The sequence below is a fragment of the Nocardioides cavernae genome (assembly GCF_013410035.1).
Taxonomy (GTDB): Bacteria; Actinomycetota; Actinomycetes; order Propionibacteriales; family Nocardioidaceae; genus Nocardioides; species Nocardioides cavernae_A.
In genome coordinates this window covers 108,276-133,675 of the sequence record NZ_JACCBW010000005.1, presented here as the reverse complement: position 1 = coordinate 133,675, position 25,400 = coordinate 108,276, and the positions used below count along the sequence as shown (strand labels likewise).

The following is a 25,400-nucleotide window of genomic DNA, read 5'->3' as shown; positions in this document are numbered from 1 at the left end:
CTCCCCGACCCGAGCGCGTTCACGTGGTCGAGGCTGACTGCTCAGGACGACGGCACGCTCGCCCTCCAGGTCATCACCGCTATCTGCTGGATCGCGTGGGCCGTCTTCACCTGCCAACTCCTCACCTCGATCGTGTCGCAGGCTCGCGGCATCCGTACGCCGCGCCTCCCAGGTCTCGCGGTTCCTCAGCTGGCCGCCGACTGCTTGGTCGCGGCCGCGGCGCTGCTGTTCGTCGCAGTCCCAACGGTCAGCACCGTGCTGCCCCAGCCTCGGGCGCATGCGGCGGTTGCCGCGCCGCTGCCGGACGAGCCGCAGGTAGCAGTTGCTCTGGATGCGCCACCAGAACCGCGAGCAGACGAGCACGTGCAGACGGTCCAGCCGCAGACCGAGCACTACACGGTCAAGCGCGGCGACAGCCTCTGGAAGATCGCCGAAGAACGACTCGGCGACGGCACGCGGTACGTAGAGCTCTTGCCCTCAACGAGGCCGTCCTCGATGGGCGTCCCGACTTCCTGCTGCCCGGAACCGTGCTCAAGGTCCCCGTCGCGGATGACTCTTCGGGCGGCTCGTACGTCGTCCAGCACGGTGACACCCTCTCCGAGATCGCCGAGGACCAACTGGGCGACGCTGATGCCTACCCGTCGATCTTCCGAGCATCGCGCGACACTGTTCAGCCGAACGGCGCCCACCTCTCCGACCCGGATCTCATCTTCCCCGGCTGGAAACTAACCATCCCTGGAGAGTCAGATCCGGCCGAGCCGCACAAGCCGAAGCATGCTCAGGACCCACGAGGGCAGGAGACGACTCCACCCACCGACAGTGGTACTCCGCCCGCTCCCGAAGCATCCGACCCCGAACCCGACCAGGCTTCCCCCGAGCCTGCCGAGGACGACATCACCCCGACGTGGCTGCTCCCTGGACTGGCCGGCGCGGGAGCACTCCTGGCCGGGTCGCTCTGGCTGGTGCTCCGACAGCATCGGCGGACACAGCTGCGCTATCGCCGGCCCGGCATGATCATCGCGCCGCCGCCGGACGACCTGCTCGCAGTCGAGAAGTCCGTTCAGGTGTCCGGAGCCGTTACCGCCCACCCGATCGAAGAACTCGATGCGGCCCTTCGAGGCCTTGAATCTGCACCTCGCCTGGTCTCCGTCCGACTCTCTGCGAGCCGGATCGTGCTGACACTGGCGGAGCCGGCTGAACTCCCCAAGCCATGGACTGGAGAAGGCGCTGCATGGCACATCCCTGTCGAGGCGGTCCCGACTCCACCCCCGGACGGACTGTCGCCGTACCCGATGCTGGTCAGCGTCGGGCAGGCCAACAACGGATCACTCGTTCTGCTCAATCTCGAGGAGCTTCGCGCCTTGGCGCTGACCGGGCACAGCGACCGCAACGCGGCGCTGGCTCGCCATCTCATGGCAGAGTTGGTCGTCAACCCTTGGGCCTCTCCGGTGCACATCGAGGCACTGGGAATCGGCGGAGAACTGACCTCCATCAATCGCGACTTCGTCCACGTCCACGACCCCGGAGATGACACGTTCCTTCGCGCTCTGGCCGACCACCTCGCGACCGCCAGCCCGACCGGCGAACCAGACGAGTTTCACGCCGCGGTCATCGCGGGCGGCGACAGCGGTCCGGACCTGACGCACTTGGCCGGGGCCCTCGTTGGCTTCTCGGGACGCTCCGGCCTAGCTCTGGTCAGCGTCGGAGGAGAACCGTGCCCGCCGTTCGTCGACCTCCACCTGAGCGCCGATGGCCGTCTGCGGATTCCTTCTCTTGACCTGGATCTCGCTTCCGCGGGGCTGACTGCCGCCGAGGCGGAGGCGTGTGCCGCGCTGATCGATCTCACCACGGAGGCCGAGGTGGTGCCGGTCCCCCGTGCTGTCGACGAACGGACCGTGACGAATTGCGCGGGTGCGCTCGTCGACGAACTGACGGAACCGCGCCCAGAGGACCAGCCAGCGGGCTCCGCATCACTTCTGCCGCTCGACACCCACGTGTATGCCGACCGCGCAGCGACGACCGTCGATGACGTCGAGACTCTCGCCCCCAACGCGTCTCCGGAAGCCGCCGAGGCCATTCATGCCTCCGATCCGGACCTCGACGAGGACCTCGCCCGCTGGGATTCCCCGGTTCCCGTGGCCCCGAAGGTGACCTTGCTGGGTCCGGTCACGGTCAGGACTCTGGGCGACGCGACAGCCACGGCCCACCGCCGGCCCTACTACGTCGAGTTCCTCGCCTACCTCGCGCTCCACCCGAACGGGGTCACCGCCGAGAAGCTCGCCGAGGACCTCTCCATCCGTCCTCAGAAGGCGCGGTCCGACCTGAGCATCATCCGGAAGTGGCTCGGGCAGAACCGGGCTGGCAAGCCCTTCCTCCCCCGCGCTCAGCAGACCCATCAGGACGGCGTCCCGGCGACGTACGCCCTCGACGGGGTTCTCTGCGATCTCGACCTGTTCAGGCGCCTCCGCGCGCGCGGCCAGAGCCGCGGTGCCGAGGGGATGGCAGACCTCATCGCGGCGCTGCACCTCGTCAGCGGCGAGCCGTTCACCGACCTCCGCAAAGACGGGTGGGGATGGCTTCTTGAGGGCGACCGACTCGACCACATCATGACCGCCGCGATCGTCGATGTCGGCCACATCGTCACCACCCATGCACTGGCCCTCGGCGACCTCGGCCTTGCCGACTTCGCGTCCAGCGTCACCCTCGCCGCGTCGCCGTACGACGAGGTTGCAAACCTCGACCGCGTCGCGGTCGACCGAGCCTTGGGGGATGTTGAGGGAGCTGACGGACGGCTACGGAACAAGGTCTTCAACCGCAGCGACGACGACCTTGGCCCGATCCAGACTCCGCCCCGCACGGCAGAGCTCACCGACCATGTGCCTCGGTCCGAGACACGCCAGCGACCGACCGGATGAATCGGCCAACTCGGATGCCATAGCCACCGCCACGTCGTTGGCACCCAAGCGCCGCTAGAGGAGAGTCGAAGCCTCCTGGCGTGCGGAATCGCAAAACTCCCGCCGCTCGTCAAGCGACCTCGCGACCGCGTCAATGCCCGCCTTTAACTCCGAGAGGACGGTCGCCAACTCGTTGCACTCGGCTCGAAAAGCACCGTAGTTCTCATCAACTGCGCGGCTCTTGATGGCTTCGAGTTGCTCGTCGATCGCGGCTCGCCTCTGGACCTTCGCTTCGGCTGCCTTCGCGTCGTTGTTGATCTGGCTAATGAGGTCTAGCGCATCGAGCGCGAACGGGACGACCTTGGTCGCAGCGTCGACGCCCTTGAAGAACTTTCCGACTCTGGACACCGTCTCGGCCCCGGTCTCGGCTGCCGCGACAGCTGCTTGCTTCGTTCCCTTCGCCTTGGATTCGAAGACGGCCTTGAGATCGGCTGTCGTCTTCGCAAGGTCCTTATTGAGATCAAGGAGCGGCTTCTTGTAGGCGCCGATCTTGATGACGTCGCCGTCGCTAGCCGATTCGTCGGTCGGAAGGTGCACCGAGATTTGCTCGATCAGTCGCTTCAGACCTTGCCAACTGGGCCTGGCGACCTGCTGCTCGAGTTGGTCCTCCATGTCTTGCGCCAGGGAAGCCAACTCAGCTCCCTGCCGCTCCAACCACAGTTCGAGGGCCTCGATGAGTCTGTTCTTGAGGCCCTCCTCGGTGAGCACAGAAGACGTCATCGCTTGGTCGACCACACCACCAACGGCGGTCATCAGGTCGTTGCGCGCCCCAACGCGAAGTTCGTCTAGTCGCGTGCTTAGCTGGTCGACTCGGGCAGCCAAGTCGCTTGTGGTCCTCGCGACGCTCTCAACTTCGGCTTCCTGAGCGTCCACCGTTGCGAGTTGTTTCCGAACCTCGCCGATCCAGAATCGTTCGGCGGCTGCAGCGCGCAACGACCCTGCCGATAGTGGGAGCGCTGCGAGTTGCGTGGCAATCTCCTCGAGCCCATCCCATTCGCGGAATGGGTCCCAGACCGCAGGGTCCGCATCCTGGTTCGCTCCCACGATGCCGTACGGGTCCGGCGAGGCGACGAATACTCGCGCCTTTAGGTCCCTGCCCAGGGTGCGTTCCAACTCCTCCGCCAACTCGCGCCGCTTGCTCGCCGCCAACTCGCGGTAGCCGTCCCGGTCGCCCTCTGGATCTACGCCGGCTTCGTCGAAGCGCGAGATGACAAACCAGAGTGCGCCGTCGCTCCAGGGGAGGTCGAGGGCGTTCGCCACCAACGCGCGCTCGCCTGTGAGCAACTGCGATGTCACGACCACAACTAGAACATCGGTGGTCCTAATGGCTTCGAGGGCTGTGGCCGTGTTGCTTTCACCCCTGGCGTCCGTACTCCCTGGGGAGACACCGGGAGTGTCTCTGAGGAGGACGTCTCGATACGCGATCTCGGAGGCCGCGAAGGTCTCGTGCCTTGCACTGATTGTCAGCCACTTGGGAACGGGGATGTCCGCATCCACTAGAAGTCTTCGGAGCAGAGATGACTTTCCAGAGTCGTAAGCGCCGAAGACGGTGGCAGTTGTAGGACTGGCGTCGAACGACTCCCATGCGTCACGCGCCGCAGCCACATCGTGGGCGTTCCCGTACGCAGCTAGCCACCCCTGCGCTCTGTCCACCAGTGTCACATCTTCAGACATTGCGTCCGACCTTCCGCTTTCCAAAGGAATTCTCACCCAGGAGCTCCTCGATTGCTTTCACGAGCTCTTGCTTCTCGTGAATTAAGGCTTCGATGTCGATTTGCCGCGCAGAGCTTTGGTCGCTCAAGTCGGCAAGACGGATCAAGGCGTCATCCAGAACCCTTCCGGGACCTTGATTCTTCTTGTCTCCGACTAGGAGCATCTTCTCGACTTGGTCAATCGTCTCGTCGATGGCGTCTGCGAGTCGCTTCCGGGCTTCCTCGCGCTTGCCGGCGGCGACCTGATCCGAGACGAAAGCTCCGATGTCGAGAACGACTCCAACGACGGCGAGAACCGCACCCACCTTCGCAACCTTTGCGGCTGCCTTGGTTGCACCCCACGGCTTGAATTTGATGTCCGTGAACCTCTTCACGGCGGCGTACAGCGCGTCGCGCTCCTTGAAGATGTTTGCGACCGCCTTGGCGGCATTGTTGACACCCCGCCCGTACTTCACACCGTCTTTGACCCGGTTGGCCCTCCGGAGCACGTCAGGACCCTTGCGCCTGCTGCGCCTGTTGTTCCATCGGAGACTCCTGGAGACGTCGGACTCGGTCTCATCGCTCCACGCTGCGATCTTCTTCTGGGCGTCGTCGTAGAAGGCCGCAGCGTCAGCCTGGAACTCGGGGTCTACCCACCACTCGGCTGCTGCCTTGGCGGCCGCTTCCAACTGCTCCTGGGGCGCAGACATGGCCTCAGTTGCAGCTCTTTCTGCGTGCGATCGAGTCATCGACCTGACGTCGGCGACTAGTGAGCTATGAAGGACTTCCCCCGATCGGATACCACGCCGGATTGCATTCAGGATCGACGACTCTTCGGCCCCGGTGTTGTTCAGGTCGTCCAGGTCCCCGAGTAGGGCTTGCCTGGCGGCGAGCAGCCCATCGACAGCAAGATCCACAGCACCAACCTGCGCGAGCAGCTCTCGTTCCTCGCTGGCGCGCTCAAGTGCCGAGATGAGCGGTGCGATGCCATCCCACTGTCGATGCAGAGGCTCATAGCTCGCGGGCCCCGATGCAGGGAGATCACCCACGGTCCCGTACGGGTCAGCGGACAGCGTGTGGATTGGAATGTCGTCCACGCCCCAACGCGCAAGCAGGGCGCGGAGCTCAGACTCCTTCTGGCTGCGCAGGCGCATGAACTGCGTGGGACTGCCCAGCGGGTCGACGCCGAGCTCGTCGGCCCTGCCAATGACGAAGATGGTGTTCCTCTGCTTGGCCCGGGTGACGTCCGTCCCTACCAAGAATCCCTTGAGAGCTGAGTCGTCGCCAATCACCAGGTTGACATTCACGACCACAATGGCGATGGAAGCTCCCGAAACCGACCTCCTGGCCTTGAAGTCATGTTCCAGATTGAGGGACTGGAGGCCAGGTGAATCGACTAGATCCACGTCGTGCCACTTGTACGCCGTGTCTTTGACCGTAGTCGGCTTGCCCGCCACGCGAAGACTCTTTGGCGTCGGGGTGTCGACCTCCGCGAGGAGTCTCTTGATCAGCGATGACTTGCCAGTGTTGTAGTCGCCGAAGAGAACGACACGCGGTGGCTTGTCCAGCATCTGACGTGTTGTGTGCTGGGCCTGTTTGACCTCTGGGCTTCGCTCGGCCAACGCTGTGAAGCCTTCGAGCCATCGAGTGAACTCCTCGGGGGCGACCAAGTGGCTGGTAGCGGTCACCGCTCTCACCAAGTGCTTGGTGTCCTGGTCGGCCAGCGCGCGCAGTTCATCGTGATGGACAACCGGCACATCGATACGCTCGCCGCCCACCTGGATCCAATCCTCTCCAAGGAGAATCGCATTCGCCCCCACGGATCCATCGCTCGCGGCCTCAAGGTGCTTGAGCGCATCGCGCATCACGGAAGCCGGGGAACCTGCCCGGTCCATCTCTTGTGCCCGCTGCCGGATCTCTTCCGCGGCCCGGACGATGGCACCTTGGGCGGTGGAAACCGCAAGGTAGTCAGCCAGCTTTCTCTGCACGGCAGGCGCCCGCGACTTCCGCGCCTCATCCAAGAACGACTGGGCCAAGCTCTCCTCCAACTGGCGGTATGCCTTGGTCACGCTCAGCCGGGCGCTTCCGAGAGCCTCCTTGCGAGCGCGCAACCTCTTCTTCTCCGCGTTCGCTTGCCGCTTCTTACCGAACCAGGCCAGCACGGTTGAGACCACACCAGTAATAACCAGAGCGGCCGCACCGACCCATCCGATCGGGTTCCACCAGTTGGCGGCGATGGCGATGGCCATCCCGGCTCCGACGGCTCCACCGGCGACTCCAAGGAAGCGTGCCGCAATCCCGACCCGGTCGCCGACCTTGCCAGCCTTTCCGTCCACCTTGAAGAGCCGCTGCTCGAATTCGAAGTCAGCGGCCGCCTCGGTCGCGGTCATCTCAAGCTCCCGCGCGAGAAAGGCCGCCGAGCGGTGAGCAGCCTTCTTTGAGGCGACCTGGATCAACGTGTCGTCAAAGACGCGCTTGACGAATTCCTCTTGACCAAGAGAGATCTTCTTGTCGAACGTGTCGCGCACAGCGTTGCTTGCTTCCTTGAGCGACGTCACCTTCAAGGCGCCGAGCTCATTGCGAATCACTTGGCTGGCGTGGCGCTCGAAGCGGCCAACCTTCCGGGACTTGTACGGACCGCCACGAGCGTCCTCCACAGCCGACAGTGCGTCCAAGGACACCCATTGGGAGTCACCGAGGGCGTCCGGGTAGCCAAGGACGTCGAACTCCTCCGCGATGGCAGCGTCGAGGATGGAGAGGCGTCCATGGATGTCAGCGGCCTCGCGACCGAGTGCTTCTTGCCATCCATCGAAAACAGAGCGCACGCCCTCACGAAGGCCGTTGACCCGCAACTCCTTTCCACCAGACTTCACCAGGGCGGAGATCAGGTCTTGAAGAGTGCCGAGATTCGACCAGGTGTACAAGTAGTCCAACCCGAACTCTTTGCGCGCGAGCCCGTGGTTCACCTCATCCGGCCCCCGGTAAGGGTCCCTGGCCCTCGCGGCGAGGGCGCGCTTAGTTTGGATTGCGACCACGGGGACGGCGTCCATGCCGATCGAAGCCAGTGAGTCGCGAATGTTCGAGGCGTGTTCCCGAACACTCTTCTGCACGTTGGCCCGGCCGGTCGCCACTGTCATCCGGGCAGGGTGTCGCCACATTGAGTTGCGCACATTCAAGACTGCGACGGCAGGCTTCGAGAACTCCTGAACCCAAGCCGCGACCTTCGAGAACTCACTGGCCTGCTGGCTCTGCGTGTCGAAGCACAAGAGCACCACATCGGCCACCTCGACGGCACGACGAGCAGCCGTCTCAAGGTTCTCAACGCTTCGGGTTCGACCCCAGCCGTTGATCCCGGGGGTGTCGTACAGCCGGCAGGAGTTCCACTCGACAGGGGTGACATCCACCGTCCAGTCGCTCTCACCACGGGAGACTCTCCCGCCATCGAGCTCAGCGAGAGCGGAGATGAGGCTGCTCTTCCCTGCTCCTGTCCTGCCGAAGAGTGCGATGTTGAACGTCTTGAGAACTTCCTCGTACCTGCCGAAATAGCTATGGATGTCGTTGCTCGCACCCTGCAACAGGTTGGCGATGGCCACCGATGCCTTCTTCAGGGAGTCGGCGCCGTCGTGCTCAACGCCCTTGAAGGCATCCTGGGCGCGTTGGGATGCTGATCGGAGCGAAGCCTCGGCACTGCCGATTTGTGACTTTAGGTATCGAACCTCGTGCTCACTTGCGGCAATCGCAGATTCGACCGCTCCGCGCATTGCCCTCTCGGGCTCGGGTTCCGGCGTTCGTTGCGCGCCGTCGATATCAGCTCGGACGAAGTGGTCGCGAGCCTCGGCGTTCACTGCTTCCACCGTCGGCGATCGCTGTGGGGACGCCCACTCGGCCATGGTGTCCAAGGCGACCCCGTGGCTGCCTCAGAGACTGCTGACAGAACCATCAGAGCAAGGTTAGTGACGTGGCCCGACAGATTTGAGCCGATTGGCCCATTCGCTCGTCCCTCGCCACCGCCAATCGCACCCATGCCAGTGCCCCGTCTGACATCAGCAACCGGGTGAGAGACCCCATCTCGCCGGGCTGATCACAACGACTTGGGGATACCTGCTGACCTGCGCAAACGCAGGTATCCCCCTCTCCGATCCGTCCAGGTATCCCGAAATCGTGGATACCTGACGGCGCATCGTCTGGGGCATGTTCGACCCCACCAACCCGGTTCCGACGTGGTCGGTGTCGACGATGCAGCGAGTCGCTGACGAGCCGACGCTCGCGGCCGCCGCACTGCGCTACGCCAACCTCGGGATCCCGGTCTTCCCGTGCGTCCCGGGCGGCAAGCAGCCGCTCACGCCCAACGGCTTCCACGACGCGACCTCCGTCGCCCGCGTCGTCCACGCCTGGTGGCAACGCACCCCCAACGCGAACATCGGCCTACCCACGGGCGCACCGACTGGCGTCCTTGTCGTCGATGTCGACGTGCACGCCGGCGCCAGCGGATTCGACGCCTTCGAACGAGCACGAAGCCAGAGCTTCGGGGACGGGTGGGCGTGGCTGGTACGAACACCCTCTGGCGGGCTCCACGCCTACTACCCGAACGTCCGCGGCCAGGAGCAGCGCAGCTGGCAAGTTCCCACGGCGCACATCGACTTCCGCGGCGACGGCGGCTACGTCATCGCTCCCCCGTCGCGCGTCACGATTGACGGCATCCAGCGGTCGTACGACGTCATCGCCGTCGCCACGCACCCGGCGAGGCCCGTCGATGCGGCCGCGCTTCGCCGGTTCCTGGAGCCACCGCGACCGGCGCGGACTCCCCCGCCGCCCGGCATGCCCGCCACAGGTTGCCGCCCCGACGCCCTGGCGCGAACCGTCGCGCTCACGCCGGAGGGCGGCCGCAACCGTGCCCTCTTCTGGGCGTCGTGCCGGCTGGTCGAGAACGGGCTGAGCCGCGCGGACGTCATGGGCTGGCTCGGGCCGGCAGCCCAGTACGCCGGACTCCCGGACCGCGAGATCGAGACCACGGTCAACTCCGCGTTCCGCATTGCCATGCGGCTCGGCCCGGGGAGCCGCCCGGGCCCTACCCCAGCGAGTGAAGGGATCCACCTGTGAACACTCATGCCGAGTACCGCCGCCACAGCTATCGGCCGCCCGAGCGCCCGAGCCCCGCCGAGGGTGTCGAGCCCACCGCCAGCGAGCTTGCACGACACCGTGATCCGTTGCTCGGGCCCGAACAGCCCGCACGCGAGCAGATGCAGAAGCGGATCGCATGGGTGCGCCCCACTGAGTTGGGCTCCTACCTCAGCCCGATGGTCGGCCGCGGGATCGATCTCCAGACGGAGCTCGTACGACGAGCGCGCCGTACGCCGGCCACGACGACCCGAACGCTCCGCCACCCCGGACCACACCGAGCAGCGCCCACCGTGAGCCAGGAAGGACTGGGACTGTGAGCGCCTCGTTCGCCACCCCTGAAGGACTCCGCGCACTCCTGCAGCGCCTTCACGACCGGGAGAGCGTCGGCTACTGGGCCTGGCGGCAGGACCCCGAGGCGGAGCGGCTGATGCAGTTCACGATCCGCAAGTACCGATCGCTCGCGCGCGCTCACAATTGCGAGTCGGAGGACTCGGCGTACGCCGCCTTCGAGGCCATGCGCTCGCGCGCGGTCAGGTGCGCGGACGACCCGTGGGCCGTCATCACCCGTGCCGTCCAGGTCAGCCTGATCGCCGAGGAGCGCGCGGCCGGGCTGCTCTGCTCGACGGCCCAAGCGCGCAGGCGGGAGGTCATGCGTCACCACGACGCTCGCCGCTTCGGCGAGGACGAGACGGGGTTCCTCGAACTCCTCGCTGAGAGCCGGGGCCCGTCGACGGCGGACCCAGCCCCGGCGGCGCCGCGGTTGGAGCCCGGAGTGACAGCGCCGACGACAGCGTTCGAGGCGCTCAACCTCGTGATCAGCATGTTCGTCGCTCTCGGCTGGCCGAGCGGCAGCGCGACATGCACCCTCGACTACATCGCCACACGGCTGATGGAAGCCGGCGACCGCCACGTCGCCCACGCCTACCTCCGGCGCGACCTGGCCGGCCGCGTGGCCCTCGACTTGGACCGCGACTCCTGGGCCACCGTGCTGCGGATCGTGCTCGGCAACCCTGACAAGGCCGCCGCCGCGACCCGGGCCGGCGTTGGCGTACTCGCCATGCTGGTCTGCGACTGGAAGGTCGTCGACCTGCTCGCCGACGACGGGCTCGTCGTTGAGATCCGCGACTCTGCCCCGAAGGTCGCCAGGAGGATCGATGTCTGACAAGGGGCACATCGAGCTCGAGCGACAGATCGATTCGATCACCGTCGGCGTACGCCACCGCAAGGATCCGGGCGACCTGAACGCGCTGATAAAGTCGATCGAGGAGGTCGGCCTGCTCCAGCCCGTCACGATCACCCCCGACGGCGTCCTGATCTGCGGCTGGCGCCGGCTCGAAGCGCTGCGCCGGCTCGGGCGGCGCACCCTGAACGTGTGGGTCCGCTCAGGCATCTCAGATCAGCTCTCGCACCTGCTCGCCCAGCAGGACGAGAACGAGCAGCGCAAGCCGCTCTCCCCGGTAGAGACCGCCCGGCTGTACGCCGAGATCAAGATGCTTGAGCAGGAGGATGCCCAGCGTCGAATGGCCGCCACGCAGTTCGGCGGGGCAGGTCGCGATGGCGGAGCCTCCGGCTCCGGGGATTCCCCGGACCCGTGCGGTGACGCCCGAACTCGCGCAGCGCAGCGGCTGACCGGCAGGGACGCATGGCAGCGCCTCGAGCAGACCAACTGGATCGAGGCGGTCTCCAAGGCCGAAGCGCTCGGCGCGTCCGTCCGCGAGTTCGCAGCCAACATGCTGAGGGAGATCGACGACGGTGCCCCGGTATCACCTGCGTACAAGCGCGTGAAGGCCGCCGTCGAACTGGCGAGCCAGCCGCCTTCCCCGTCCCGGCAGGAGCAGGACGAAGTCGCCCGACTCTCCGTCGAAGCGCTCAAGCGGGTTCAGGAGGAAGAGAACGCCAAGCGCCTACGCGCTCTGCGGAGCAAGGCCAAGCGCGCGCCGAAGCACCACAGCCCGCGGTCGTTCGTGCTGATGTGGTCCGAGCTCGAGGGGTGGACCGCGCTGTACGACGTCGCGGAGCTTGCGGCTGCTCTCAAGGACGACGACTGGGCGCGCTTCGAGCGCGTCGTCGCCGAGACGATCGAGCTGCGTGACCAGCTCCGTGAGGCGCGTACGGCGGCCGCGTCGGCCTGATCGGCGTACCTCTCGAGTGTCCGCAACCTCGACCTCGGAGCCACGATGCGCAACCTCACCTGGCGCCAGATCGCCGTCATCCTCGGCTGCGTCCTCACCCTCGCTACCCTCGCCGTCGGCATCTACGGACTCGTGCGTGGACCACAGTCCGCCGAGTCCACTCCGGCGTCTCCACCGCCCGGAGAGTTCGGGGCGATTCCGGAGGAGGCGACTCCGGTGGTCACGCTCAAAGATCGCGCGCTCCCCCGCACGAACGATCCGATCGCGTACTCACGCGCAGTCGCGTCGTCACTGTTCGATTGGGACACGAGCCTCGGCTTCCTGCCGAGCGACTACACCGCGGCCGTCCTGGCCGATGCCGACCCCTCCGGCGAGGAGGCTCCCGGCCTGATCGCCGACGTGGCCACCTACCTGCCAACGGTCGACCAATGGCTCGACCTCGGGGCGATGGAGGTACGGCAGACGATCGAGATCGACGACGCCTACGTTCCGGAGTCCTGGAACTCCGCGGTCCAGCAGGCTCACGGCCACCTCCGACCGGGTACGACGGCCGTGACTGTCACCGGCACGCGGCACCGGAGCGGCGTTTGGAACGGCGAGAGCGCCGAGTCGTCGCACCCGGTCGCGTTCACCGTCTTCGTCGCTTGCGAGCCTTCGTTCGATCGCTGTCACGTCCTGCGGCTCTCGCAGCTCGACAACCCACTCAGGTGACGACGCCGTGGGCATCAAGGTGCTCGTGGTTGGCGCCGCGGCCGCCGTACTTCTCGCACCTGGCGCCGCCGTCCTCGGCGTCGCGACCCTGATCAGCCCCGCTGCCGCGGGATCGGGCAGCTGCATGTGGGAAGGTCAGGCGACCGAGAGCCTTGGCGTCAGCGGCCCGGTGCCGGACAGCCTCAGCGCGACGAACACCAACGGTGAGACCGTCACCCTCAACCAACAGCAGCTCATCCGGGCCGCGGCGATCATCGCCACCGGCCAGAGCGAGAACATCCCGGCCCGCGGCCAGCTGATCGCGATCATGACCGCGCTAACCGAGTCATCTCTTCGGGTCCTGTCGAACGTCGGCGCCTACCCTCACTCCGGCGACATCCCGAACGACGGTGACGGCAGCGACCACGACTCCGTGGGCCTCTTCCAGCAACGCCCCGCCGCTGGATGGGGCAGCGTCGAGAACCTGATGGATCCCGTCTGGTCATCCCGAGCCTTCTACGGCGGACCCAGCGGCCCGAACCACGGCTCGCCGCGGGGCCTGCTCGACATCGACGGGTGGGCATCGATGGATTCCGGCGCCGCCGCCCAGGCCGTGCAGGTCTCGGCCTATCCCGACAGGTACGCCGTCAACCAGCCCATCGCGGAGAAGGTTCTGGCGACGCTGAGCGGCGTATCGCTCTCCAGGGACCTCGCCTGTGCCGAGCCGGCGGGCGAAGTGCCGCTGAACCTTCCCCCGGGGTTCGCCGGCAACTTCATCAAGGCGGCCGCATCACAGCTCGGCAAGCCCTACGTCTGGGGCGGCGGCAACTTCGAGGGGCCCACGGGCGGCGGCTTCGACTGCTCCGGGCTCGTCCTGCACGCGGCCTACCAAGCCTCCGGCGGACGCATCCGTCTGCCCCACTACTCCGGCGACCAGATCCACCGCGGCACTGGCATTCCGTGGGCGTTCAAGCGACCAGGCGACCTGATCTTCTTCAGCTACCCCGGCGCGGGGGGCCCGCATCACGTCGCGATCTACGTCGGCGGCGACAGGATCCTCCACGCGCCGCGGACCGGTGACGTCGTTCGCTACGGGACGATCAGCGAGTTCTCCGGTGAGGTCATGATGGTCCGCCGACTTCACTGACGAGCGAGGTTGTGTCGGAGGGAAAGGCCATCCTCGGCGCAAAAAGGGCCGCGTTACTCGGGGTTGGGAGCGCCGCGCCTTTCAACCGCCGGGGAGAAGCATCGGCTCAAGCGTCACAGTTCGTCCACCGGACGGACCCAGATTCTGGCAGGCTGACAAGCGACGCCCTGGGCAACGATCACACCCTCATAGAGGACAGCGGAGGCCTGATTTGATCCTCTTCCCCCATAAGGCCGCCCGGGATCCGGGCAGTAGCCCCGCTGCCCTCGAACAGCTCGCAGATAGTTCTCGGCGTGGGGTCGTCATCGCCGTAGCCGCGAACCCCTCAACGCCGGTGTCAGCTCTCGCCCGATTGGCGCGTTCGTCGGACTCGGCAGTTCGAGCGAATGTCGGCGGCAATCCGTCAACCAGCGGAGAGGTGCTGGCCGCCTTGGCCGCGGACCCGGAGTCCGGCGTCGAGCAACGACTCGCAGTCGCCTCGAATGAGTCGACACCCCCAGAAACCCTTCAGACGCTGGCGGGTAGCAAAGAACCGGAAATTCGCCGCGCGGTCGCGTCAAATCGGGCCACTCCCTTGATCGCGCGGGCCAGGCTGATGACGCAAACGGACCTCGCAGACGTAGTGCGTCAGACAGGATTCCTCGGCGCCCCGGCCGACCGCGCCTCAATCGCCCGGGCGTATGGCAAGCACGCGGAGCGCCAGGTGCTTGTTCACGATAGTGAAGAGCTGGTTCGCCGGGCAGTTGCAGAAGCGCAGGACGTTTCGCGAACAACACTCGAAGACCTGTGTGGCGATTCGTCGCCCCGTGTCGCTGCGCTTGCACAGGCGAAGGCCTCCTCTTCCCCTGAGGTATTGGCCCGACTTGTCGAGACCGATGACCTCGGCGTCCTCACGGGGCTGTGGAGGAACCCATCGACCTCCGCCGAGGATCGTCCGGGCATCGCGCGACGTCTCGCGTCCAAGAGTGATGCACACACTGCCCGTCAGATCGCTCAGCATGCAGCAGCGCCAGCTGACGTCCTCCAGCAGCTCGGGCGCCATCCTGACGACGGCGTACGCGAGACGGTCGCGCGCAATGCCTCGACACCCGCCGAAACCCTCGCGGCTCTGGCGGCCGACCCGAGCGAGGCATGCCGAGCCGCTGCATCGGAGTCCGCGAGCGCTCCAGCGGAGTCGCTCATTCGACTGGCGGTCGATCCATCTCCCAAGATCCGGCAGGGAGTCGCCGGCAATCCTGCGACGCCTTCGGCGATCCTTACACGTCTGGCAGACGACACTGAGATGAGCGTGCGTGCCGCCGTCGCGGCCAACTGTTCGACACCCTCGATGGCGCTCCAGCAGCTTGCAGCAGCCATGTGCCGTCGTGTCGTCGAAGCAGGTGACGCTGGGAACAACACGCGGTGGTCAGCGGGCTACGACAGCCCCTCCGATGAGTACAACTTGACCCAAGTCAGAATCGCCGAAGTCTCGGCGTTGGAAGGACTCGCGGCAAATCCTTCCGCCCCGCCCGACGCTCTCATCCAGATCGCGCGCACGGCGTCCACAGCGTTCCTGCGACTTCCGAGCGGGGCCAGCCGTGCCAGAACACAGGGCGAGGACCTGCTTCGCTCTCATAGGTCTCTGCTCGACTCACTGATTGCGAACCCCGCCCTACCTGAAGCAGGTATGTCGGAGGTCCTCCGCATCCTTCTTGCCGACGATCTTTCCCAGGCGCTATCCAAATCGCGCGAATCGATCCTCCGCGGCTTTCTCCGGCGGACCACCCCGATCGAGATCTTGTCTCGTCTGCGGGATGCCCATTGGATTGCGCCACGATGGACGAAGAAGAGGGAGTACGCGCCAATGGACGAGGGCGGGTCGTACTACGTCGATGTCCTGGACCCTGCCACCTTCGAGAAGGATCGAGCCGCCCTCTCGCATCAGTTCGACATCGCCATCTCGAAACTCGAGTGGACCAAAGTTGCCGGCGGTGCGGCTCAAGCCCTCCGGTTCGCGAGTGCCGAGGCAACTGCGCCCGACATCCTTCATGAACTCGCGACGAGCGCTGATGTCAACGTGAGGCGCGCGGTCGCCTCGAACCGATCTACGCCCGGGTCTGTCCTGCTTTCGTTGGCCAGGGATCAGGACCCATCGGTCCGTCGCGCCGCGGCGGCCTGGACGCAGCGCTCGTGCCGGCACACGGAAGACATCAAGGCGATCCAAGCCCTAGTGTTGCTTTCACGGGACGACCGAGGTGATGTTCGCGCCGCTGTCGCCTCCAACTCCGGTTTGGCACCGTACAGCGAAGAGCGGAAAGAACTTCTCGCACGCCTCGCCTTCGATCCGGACCCCATCGTTCGGCGGGCCGTTGTTGACTCATACCTCAACACTGATCATTGGGAGGACCCGCCAGCTGCGCCGCTCGCCCACCTCGTAAACGAAGGCGAGCCAGACATCTGGCGTGCGGTCGCGGAGTTCTGGCGCACACCGGAATCTGTCCTAGACCTGCTGGTCGCGACGGACGACATCGACACCCACGTTGGTGTCGCAAAGCACCCGAAGGCATCGGCTGAGCAGCTCGCACGACTCGTGAGCTCGACGAACCCCACCGTATTGAGCGTCTTCTGCGATCCGCCTAGTCACTACGGCCGCTCCCAACGCCCGTTTGACTCAAGAGAGGTCATCGACGCGCTGGCTCGAAATCCGATCGCTCCCCCAGCAGCTCTTGCGCGAGCCGCCCGAGTCACCTCGGACCCTGCGCTGCTTAACCTGATCGCGGTCAACCCGAATGCACCTCAAGAACTGCTGATGGAGTTGGCCTCGGGAGACTCAGAGGATGGAGTTCGCGCAGCATCTCTGAACTCCAGCATCGAGGTACTGCGGCTAGCAGCGTCCAATCCGGCCTGCCCTGGGGACGTGCTGGAGGCACTGCTTTCACACGCCTCTGACCCAGACATCCGAGAGCGGCTCCTTAGGAACTCCGCCACGACGCCTGAGGTTCTCATCCGCCTCGTGCATGATGAGCCAGGGCCCGCGGAGCACGCGTAGCGCGATTACTGCTGACTCCCGTAGTGGTGCGGTATGAGCACCTCGAAGCATGAGCAGCCGCGACGTCATCACAACTACGGTTGGGCCTGACTTCGGTGCCGTCGGCGGCGCTGGCAACCTCCGCACCATCGTTGGTGCCCTTCTCACCTACGGCCTGATCGTCGCCGTGCTGATGCTCGTCATCTCGGTCACGACCTGGGCCGTTGCTTCGAGCTCGGGCAGTTGGCACACCGCTCAGAAGGCGAAGCTTGGCTGCTTCGTCGCGATCGGCGGAGCGGCGCTGACGGGCGCCGCGCTCACTTGGGCCAACTGGCTGCTGGACATCGGCCCGCACCTCTAAGACGTCCGCCCGTCCGACGTCAGGAGCCTCCGATGGACCTACTCACAGCAGCACTCCTGCTCCCCCTCGACATCTCGATCGACCCGAACTCCAACGGCCTGCCCGGGATCGGTCAGCTCAAGAAGATCGTCGGAGCCTCCATGACGGTTGGCCTGGTGCTCGCCGTACTCGCGCTGATCATCTCGGCGATCGTTTGGGCGCTGGGGGCCAACTCGTCGAACCCGCACCTTGCCGGTCGTGGCAAGCTCGGCGTTCTCGTAGCCCTGGGTGCCGCGATCGTCTGCGGCGCCTCGGTGACACTGGTGAACTTCTTCTGGAACGTCGGCCAGCAGGTCTGAGGAATCGATCATGGGTGTCTGCGACGTACCGGTGATCCAGGAGGTCTGCAACGCCGCCGGGGACGCGGCTGGCGCGGTGATCACCGCGCCGTTCGACTGGCTCGCTCAGGGCATGGGCGGCGCGGCCGAGTGGATGTTCACCTCCGTCTGGAAGGTCATCGACACCACGACGTACGTCGATGTGACCAGCGGCGAGTACACGAAGGTCTACAACATCATGTTCGGCGTCGGGGTCTTCGTGATGCTCGGCTTCTTCATGCTCCAGGTCATCGGCGGCATGCTCCGACGCGAACCAGCCGCTCTCTCCAGGGCCGCACTCGGCCTGGCTAAGTCGATCCTGGGATCGTTCGTCGCGCTCGCTCTGCTCGCAACCGCGCTCGAGATCACGGACCAGCTCTGCATCGGCATCGTCAACGCAGCCGGCACCAACATGAACGAGATGGGCGACAAGGTCGCCGTACTCGCCGCAGGACTCGGCGCCATCAACCTCAGCGCTCCGGGCGCCGGAGCGATCATCACGATCTTCCTCGCCAGCCTGGCCATCATCGGAGCGATGGTCGTGTGGATCAGCCTGCTGATCCGCAAGGCCCTGCTTCTGATCGCGATTGTCTTCGCACCGATCGCGCTCGCAGGTGCCAGCTGGGACCACACCCGGACGTGGCTGAGCCGCTGGGCGACGTTCGTGATCGCGATGATCCTCTCGAAGGTCGTCCTCGTGGTGATCTTCCTGCTCGCCACCGCCCAGGTCTCGGCGCCGATCGACGCCGACCTCGAGTCCGTCAGCCAGCCGATGGCGGGCGTCGTACTGATGCTGATGGCCGGCTTCGCGCCGTACCTGACCTACAAGGCCATCGCCTTCATGGGCTTCGACATGTACCACGCGATGTCGGCCGAGCAGGAAGCCAAGTCCTCGCTCAACCGGCCGATGCCGATCCCGCTCTCTCGCCGCACGGGCAGCGAGCCGGCCAAGGTCCTGATCGCGGGCGGCGCAGACGGTGGCGGCGGTACGACCTCCGGCACCTCGCCCGGGGCCACGGGACCATCCGCCGGCGGACCGTCGACTGGAGCTAAAGGCGGAAGCGCCGGATCCGGCGGTGCCGCCGGAGGAACCGCAGCCGCGGGCGGCGCAGCTGCCGCCGGAGTCGTGGTCGCAAAGGAGGCGGCAGCGGCCGGTCCTCGGCTTGGCAACTTCGTCGCTGCCCAGGCGACCGGACAGGCACAGGCACATGAGTCCGCCGCTCCTTCGACAGTCCCACCCCCAGTCGCGGACTCGACGCTGGTCGACACCGCTGGGAAGAAGTGACCGGCCGTGGCCACGACGACCCGCGAACCGGAGCTGACCCCGGTCAAGTTCTCGCGCCTGACCCGACGCGGCGTCCTGCTCGGTCTCTCCGGGCCCCAACTCCTGATGGCCAGCCTCGCGTCGGGCACGTTGATCGTCGGTCTGTACGTCGGCGCCGTGGTGATGACGTTCCCGATCATCCTGTTCTTGGTCGCGCTGGCGTTCGTTGGTGTCAGAGGGCGCAAGCTCATCGAGTGGGCGCCGATCCGCGCGCGATGGCTCTGGCGATCCACCGGCGGACAACTGCTGTACCGCCGAAGGATCGTGAAGCCGCGCCCCGCCGGCACGCTGGCCCTGCCCGGCGACGCGGCGCGCCTGCGTCAGTGGGTGGACCCCGAGACGGACGCCGTCATGGTTCACGACCCGCACGCCGCCACCCTGACCGCGATCATCGGTGTCTCCCACCCCGCGTTTGTGCTGCTCGACCCAGCTGAGCAGGAACGCCGAGTCGTCTCGTGGGGCCGCGTCCTCGCGACGGCATGCCGCTCAGGGCGAATCGCCTCCGTGCAGGTGATGGAGCGGACGCTCCCTGACTCCGGCAAGGGCCTGGCGGACTGGTGGGAGCAGCACGGCAACCGCTCAGCCTCGTGGGCGTCGACGACGTACGGCGAACTGGTCGACCGCGCTGGTCCGGCAGGCGAGCGCCATGCATCGACCGTCTCGATCTCACTCGACATGAAGGTGGCCGGACGAGCGATCCGGGCTGCCGGCGGAGGCATGCGAGGGGCGGCCGCCGTACTCCGACAGGAGATGGCGACCATGCTCGCCGCCCTCCGATCCGCCGACCTCTCCCCCGGCGAATGGCTCACGCCCGGCGACCTTGCGCTGATCCTCAGGTCGGCGTACGACCCCGCCGTCGCGGGCGCACTCGAGCGGCAGGGCGACATAGGCGGGGACCTCGCCACCGCGGGGCCCGTCGCGGTCAACGAAGCGTGGGGCTCCTTGCGCAGTGACTCCGCGCACCACTGCGTCCTCTGGATCAGCGAGTGGCCGCGGTCCCTCGTGTACCCCGGCTTCCTCGCGCCGCTGCTGCTGTCTTCGGGGATCCGGCGGACCTTCACACTGCTCTACACGCCGATGCGCACCGATCGCGCTGCTCGGGACATCCGCAAGAAGAAGACCGAGTACATCTCCGACGCCGCCCAGCGCCAGAAGATCGGCCAGATCGAGGACGCCCAGCAGACCGCCGAGTACCAGGACGTCCTCCAGCAGGAGGCCGACCTCACCGCCGGGCACGGAGTCCTGCGGGCGACCGGGTTCGTCGCCGTCAGCGCTGGTGACCCCGACGAGCTCGAGCGCGCTGTCGCGGCGATCGAGCAGGCGGCGATCCAAGCGTCGTGCGAGACGCGCCGGCTCTGGGGACAGCAGGCGCAGTCCTTCGCGGCGAGTGCGCTCCCACTCTGCCGCCGGGTTTGATCCCTCCGCAGATCGTCCAAACCGCAGCAAGTGTCGGACCTGCTCCCTAGGCTCGGACCGAAACATTCGGACGGGAGCAGGGACAGCCAGATGCGGATCATTGCCGGCAGATATGCCGAGATCGCGAACACGCGTCGGGTCGGCGGACAAGGCGAGGTCTTCCAGGCAACGGACCTGCATCAGGGCGGCCGCATGGTCGCGGTCAAGCTACTTCCAGCGTCTGCTGACGACATCTACCGCATCTACTTCGAACGTTCGACTGCGGCCAACCGGAAGCTCAACCACCCGAATGTCGCTGCGCTGCTCGACAGTGGGGTCGACGACGGAATCGGCGCCTACTACCTCGTCATGGAGTGGGTCCCCGAAACGCTCAGCTCCTGGTTGAGCACCTTCGATGAGCCACCGGGCTGGGACGACCTTGCCGAGGCTGTCGCACTCCCGCTCGCATCGGCCCTCGCGCATTCCCACTCGCTGGCCGTGCTGCATCGCGACATCAAACCAACAAACGTGCTCTGGGATGGCACCGCCCCGATCCTCACAGATTTCGCCCTGAGCAAGATCAAAGACCAGGTCGCAGCCGCCCAAGATGCGACGGTCGTCGGCAGCACAAACGCTCCTTGGGCGCCGCCAGACCACGCGTCTCGTGGATCGACGCGATTCGACGTGTACGGGCTCGCAGCCACGCTCCTTCAGTGCGTTACCGACTCGCCCATTCGAGACTTCCCCGACATCGCCAAGGCGCTGGCTGGGGCGGACGTCCCGCCGGATGTACTTGATTTGCTGTCTCGTAGCCTCGATCCGGAGCCGAGTAGGCGCCCTGCCGACGGCCAGGTGATGCTTGTCGAACTGCAGGCCATTCATGAGGCTCGACTTAGCAGATGGCGGAAGCAGAAGACCATCGTCTTCGAGCTGTCCAATACGGCGCGGCGTGCTCTTGAGGAGGAGTCACCTGATCGGCGTCCCGAGTCCGCCGTTCCCGGACTCCTCGGCGATGGGACGGTGGTGCTCCCCCGCCTGGAGACAGGCGCCGACGGAAAGTCGTACTACAACGCTGAGGGCTTTCGGCTCATCGGCGACCGCTTGGAGCTTGGAATGGTCTTCACGGACCAGTACCGGCTCCTGGCAAAGTGGGCCAAAGTAACCGACTTTGAAGCGCTTGAGCGGTTTCGCGCCAACGAGGATGCCGTTCCGATCGACGCTCGAGACTTCGCCTGGTCAGCCGAGCGTCCTGCCAATCCCAAGCAAGCAGCTCAGGCAGCCCTGGAACTGCGCACCCTGCTCAGCAAGGCAGTCCAGGACTTCAGCGACCGCTTCGGCGAAAGGTTCAAGCAGGCGCGACTAAATAGCTGGTCGCAACTCATCGACGCGAAGGAGCAACTCGAGAAGCGGCTCGAGGAGCCAATCTCCTACGAGGTCGTCGGTAGAAGCGGCATGGAGTTCGAACTCGAGTCACCGGCGCCTGTGCCTCCTGCCGTCCTGGACCAAGAGCGTGTGGCCAGACCTGACGACGACCCAACCGCTCGCGGCGTTCCGGTCAACGTCGTCGATGTGGCGGGCACCGACTTGGTCGTGCGCGCACTCCAAACCACTCGGGACATGCCACGCCACGGCGTGCTCGTGCGTGATCGCCGTCCCTCGCAAGCCGCCATAAAGCGGCAGAAGACGGCCCTCGCTGCTCTCCGCGAGGGCAGCTCGGCACGACCACACCTTCGCGAGATCGTCCTCGACCCGGAGGTCGCGACGGCGCCTGATCCGGTTGCCTTCGAGCCGATCACGCCCGACCTCGACGACGACAAGATCGCCGCGGTCGCCAACGCGCTCGGTTCAGAGGACATCTATCTAGTCGAAGGCCCACCAGGAACCGGAAAGACGTCATTTATCTGTGAACTGATCAACCAGTACCTGCGCGCCCGGCCAGGCGACAAGGTGCTGTTGGTCAGCCAGATGCACGTAGCGATCGACAACGCCGTCACACGCCTGTTCGACTCCGGTGTCGCGGACGTCGTCCGGCTCTCGAGTCGCGACGACAAAGTCGACCCGGATGCTTCGCACCTCCTGCTCGCAAACAAGCTCAGTGCTTGGACGGCCGAGATCGCCAAGCGTGCGCAAAACGGCTTGAGCGTTCTCGCTGAGCGCGAAGGAATCGAAGTCGAGTCCGTGTCCCTCGCCCTTCGAGCCGAGGAGGCACGGGCGGCTCTGCGGGAGGCTGCAGATCGTCGAGAGGCCCTAGGGGTCTTGGAGCCGTCGGACCGGCTAGACAATGAGGATCTTCCGGACGATCGCGCGACGATGCTGGCGGACTACTACCGCGCGTCCGAGCGGTCTGAGGAGGCGGCTGCAACCGTTCGAATGGCCGCCGGACGACTGGGCGAGGAGCTCTCCGCCGAACCAACTGACTCGGAGCTCGCCTCACTCATCGATCGTCTGGTGGGCACGAGCCCGGGACATCAACGAATTCGAGAGCTCCTGCAGATTCAGGGCGACTGGCTGAACAGCCTGACCGACCCTGGGGCGAGTGAGCCCCTCTTCCTGCCAACGCAACGGGTCGTTGCAGGCACCTGCATGGGATTCCTGTCGAACGCGAAAGTCCAAGAGATGCAGTTTGACCTCTGCATCATCGACGAGGCATCACGGGCCACCGCGTCCGAACTATTGGTTCCGATGACGCGCTCCAAGCGGTGGGTCATGGTCGGTGATCCACAACAGCTCCCCCCGATGGCGGAGGAGGTCTTCGAGCACAAGGACCTCGTCGACGAGTTCGAGCTGGACAAGCTTTTCCACAACTCCTCGCTGTTCGACATCCTCCTGGCCGAGTCGCCTGAAGCGTGCCGAACGCGACTTACCACGCAGCATCGGATGGCCGTCCCGATCGGGCGCCTGATCTCCGACACGTTCTATGACGGTGAGCTCACCCACGAGCCATACCCTGCCCTGCTTCCTGAGTCGGTTGAGGACAACGACCGCCTCGTCTGGTTCTCGACCAGCCGCCGAGCCGACCGTGGAGAAGAGCCCAAGCGGGCCCGCGGCGAAAGTTCCTCGAACAAGACCGAGGCACTCGAGATCGCAAAGCTACTCGCGCGGCTCGAGGGCAGCACGCAGCAGGGCGGCATGCGTCGCATCAAGGGCGGACCAGTATCAGTGCTTGTTCTCACCGGATATCGAGCCCAGTGTCTGGAGATCGAGCGCGCAATTCGACGCCTCAACCTGACCGGACTCAGCGTCACCGTGAACACGGTTGACGCGGTTCAAGGTCGTGAAGCAGACGTCGTCATCTTCTCAGTGACGCGAAGCAATCTCACCGGCGACTTCGGCTTCTTGGACGAGCGCTACTCCGGGCGGATCAACGTCGCTTTGTCACGTGCGAGAGACGTTCTCTGGATCGTCGGCGACTCGGAGTTCGCCGGCAGTAAAGAAGGTCCACTAGGTAGGGCGCTGACCCATATTGGTCGGCCGGGGATCGGAAGGATCGAATACCTGTGAGCCGCGACATCTATGCCGACGCCGCACGGCGTCATGCGCACGCGCTACCGGGACACACCCTGTTGGCGGCGGAGCCCTGCTACATCCCGGCGTCGGTACTCACGGTCGATGTCCTCGCTGAGGAAGTCGAGGACCTGGACAAGGCACAGAAGTACGCGCTCGCTGCCCTGCTGAACGGCATCTACACCGTCGAGGATCTCGAGCTCTTCATGGGCCTCACCCCAGAAGACACCGCAACTACGGTCGCGGGCCTACTCCGGTCGGAGTTCGTCGACTACCGCCCCCCTGCCCCGGGGCAGCCGCGAGTCCTCAGCCTGCTCCCCAATGGCCTTGAGGCTGCACGTGACGCGCGCGTGCGACGCCCGAAGCCGACGACCATCCAGGTGGTATACGACCGGCTCACAGGCGGCGTCACCAGCTGGCGCAGAAACTCGCTCGTGCGCTCCGGTACCGCCAGGAAGTCCCAATTCATCGTTCTGCCGCAGAAAGGCGGCGTCGACGTAGAGCGTGCTGACCTCACAGTCACTGCCATCTCTGACGCAATCGATGGGTACGCCCGTTCCGACTTCAAGATCCTCGGGGTCACCGGTGTAACGGAGAGCCGGAACTTCTATCGCGACGCCATCTTGCTCGTCTACAGGGACATTGACTCGAGCTCAGTTCGCCTGGGAATCGAGGTCGACGGCCAGTGGAGAGAGGAGCATCTGGCTGCACTCGAAGACGTCGACGCAGTCGACAAGCTCGGCATCAGCTCGACCGAAGAGGTCAGTTACGAGCCTGCGGACGAGCCCGGTCCCCGACTCTCGCGCGACGAAGTGATCGCGATCCAAACCGCGCTGAATGACGCCGACACCGCGCCGCAGGCGGACGATGACCGACTAGATCGCACCGCCATCCGGTGGCTCTCCATGGCCGACCACCCCGCGTGGCTGGATGACGCACTAACGGGACCGAAGCGTCGCCTTCTCATCATCAGCCCCTGGATCACAGGCTCCGTAGTGACCCGGCAGTTTGTTGGACGCCTCGAGCAACTAGCGCGAAGTGCAGATGTCACGATCTTCTGGGGTTTCGGCGACAACGCGAAGACAGATCGCCACGCCCTCCAGTCGCTGCACGACGCAGCTGGGCGGTCCTCGCGGCTCGCCGTCGTGCGCGTTGACGACACTCACGCGAAGATCCTCGTGAGCGATAGTTACTACGTGAAGACGAGTTTCAACTGGTTGTCGTTCCGGGGGGACTCGAACCGGAAGTTCCGCCAGGAGGAGGGCGACCTCGTCAGCGATCAGGTGTTGGCGGACCGTGCCTACGACCGGTACATGCGTGAGAACTGTGGCCTCGCTCTGGAGATCTTGGGGACCCTGCCCGAGAGGTACCGCACCTACGTCAATCCGGCGTCTTCAACTACGGGGCCCCCGCCGTCGTCGCCTGACGCCATGTCGCCGCCACGGCAGTCGCGAGCGGAAAGGAAGCGGGAGGCACTGAAGTCCTTGAGCGTCGGCGAGGTCGTCTCGGGCACGGTCAAGACCATTACGAACTTCGGCGCATTCGTCGATCTGGGCGAGGTTGACGGACTGGTTCACATCTCCCAACTTGCTGATCGCCGCGTAGACCACCCATCCGACGTGGTGTCCGTCGGCGACGCGGTCACGGTTCTCGTCCAGGATGTCGACCTTGACCGTGAGCGTGTCTCGCTCTCTCTCCGCGCCGTCCCGCAGTAGCCG

The 25,400-nt window shown here is 65.7% G+C and carries 15 protein-coding genes; 13 read left to right on the top strand and 2 right to left on the bottom strand.

Annotated features, from left to right (window positions below; genetic code table 11):
- Window positions 1-527 precede the first annotated feature (527 nt).
- Window positions 528-2,915, top strand: coding sequence for a LysM peptidoglycan-binding domain-containing protein (locus F4692_RS18830; RefSeq protein ID WP_179621274.1), 2,388 nt, complete (start codon window positions 528-530; stop codon window positions 2,913-2,915).
- 54 nt (window positions 2,916-2,969) lie between these two features.
- Here F4692_RS18830 and F4692_RS18825 read toward each other — a convergent pair whose 3' ends face one another.
- Entirely contained in the window at window positions 2,970-4,628 is a 1,659-nt protein-coding gene (locus tag F4692_RS18825) for a GTPase (protein WP_179621273.1), read from the bottom strand.
- Window positions 4,621-8,535, bottom strand: a complete 3,915-nt coding sequence (locus tag F4692_RS18820) for a GTPase (protein WP_179621272.1) — start codon at window positions 8,533-8,535, stop codon at window positions 4,621-4,623. Before F4692_RS18820 ends, F4692_RS18825 begins: the two co-directional genes overlap by 8 nt.
- Window positions 8,536-8,836: 301 nt before the next feature.
- Between F4692_RS18820 and F4692_RS18815 the strand changes: the two genes are divergently transcribed.
- From F4692_RS18815 to F4692_RS21970, 12 genes are all read left to right on the top strand, one after another.
- Complete coding sequence (locus F4692_RS18815) at window positions 8,837-9,745, top strand: bifunctional DNA primase/polymerase (protein WP_257030051.1); 909 nt, start codon at window positions 8,837-8,839, stop codon at window positions 9,743-9,745.
- A gap of 334 nt (window positions 9,746-10,079) precedes the next feature.
- Window positions 10,080-10,928: a serine/arginine repetitive matrix protein 2 gene (locus tag F4692_RS18810; RefSeq protein ID WP_179621271.1), complete on the top strand. Its 849-nt coding sequence runs from the start codon at window positions 10,080-10,082 to the stop codon at window positions 10,926-10,928.
- Complete coding sequence (locus F4692_RS18805; RefSeq protein WP_179621270.1) at window positions 10,921-11,898, top strand: ParB N-terminal domain-containing protein; 978 nt, start codon at window positions 10,921-10,923, stop codon at window positions 11,896-11,898. Before F4692_RS18810 ends, F4692_RS18805 begins: the two co-directional genes overlap by 8 nt.
- Before the next feature lie 45 nt (window positions 11,899-11,943).
- Complete coding sequence (locus F4692_RS18800) at window positions 11,944-12,609, top strand: hypothetical protein (protein ID WP_179621269.1); 666 nt, start codon at window positions 11,944-11,946, stop codon at window positions 12,607-12,609.
- A gap of 7 nt (window positions 12,610-12,616) precedes the next feature.
- On the top strand, window positions 12,617-13,735 hold the full coding sequence (locus F4692_RS21655; RefSeq protein WP_179621268.1) for a C40 family peptidase: 1,119 nt from the start codon (window positions 12,617-12,619) through the stop codon (window positions 13,733-13,735).
- Window positions 13,736-13,946: 211 nt separating this feature from the next.
- The gene (locus tag F4692_RS18790) at window positions 13,947-16,763 is read left to right on the top strand and encodes a HEAT repeat domain-containing protein (RefSeq protein ID WP_179621267.1); all 2,817 of its coding nucleotides are present in this window, start codon (window positions 13,947-13,949) and stop codon (window positions 16,761-16,763) included.
- 49 nt (window positions 16,764-16,812) lie between these two features.
- A complete protein-coding gene (locus F4692_RS18785) occupies window positions 16,813-17,103 on the top strand; it encodes a DUF6112 family protein (RefSeq protein WP_179621266.1) in 291 nt (96 codons plus the stop codon).
- A gap of 32 nt (window positions 17,104-17,135) precedes the next feature.
- Window positions 17,136-17,441 (top strand): DUF6112 family protein, encoded by a 306-nt coding sequence (locus F4692_RS18780; protein WP_139624216.1) that lies wholly within the window; start codon window positions 17,136-17,138, stop codon window positions 17,439-17,441.
- Window positions 17,442-17,472: 31 nt separating this feature from the next.
- On the top strand, window positions 17,473-18,744 hold the full coding sequence (locus F4692_RS18775) for a TrbL/VirB6 family protein (RefSeq protein WP_308645380.1): 1,272 nt from the start codon (window positions 17,473-17,475) through the stop codon (window positions 18,742-18,744).
- Between the two features lie 6 nt (window positions 18,745-18,750).
- Window positions 18,751-20,199, top strand: coding sequence for an SCO6880 family protein (locus tag F4692_RS18770; RefSeq protein ID WP_179621264.1), 1,449 nt, complete (start codon window positions 18,751-18,753; stop codon window positions 20,197-20,199).
- 90 nt (window positions 20,200-20,289) lie between these two features.
- On the top strand, window positions 20,290-23,679 hold the full coding sequence (locus F4692_RS18765; RefSeq protein WP_179621263.1) for a serine/threonine-protein kinase: 3,390 nt from the start codon (window positions 20,290-20,292) through the stop codon (window positions 23,677-23,679).
- Window positions 23,676-25,397 carry a S1 RNA-binding domain-containing protein gene (locus F4692_RS21970; RefSeq protein ID WP_374757310.1) on the top strand — a complete coding sequence of 574 codons (1,722 nt, stop codon included), beginning with the start codon at window positions 23,676-23,678 and terminating at the stop codon, window positions 25,395-25,397. Before F4692_RS18765 ends, F4692_RS21970 begins: the two co-directional genes overlap by 4 nt.
- Window positions 25,398-25,400: the final 3 nt, after the last annotated feature.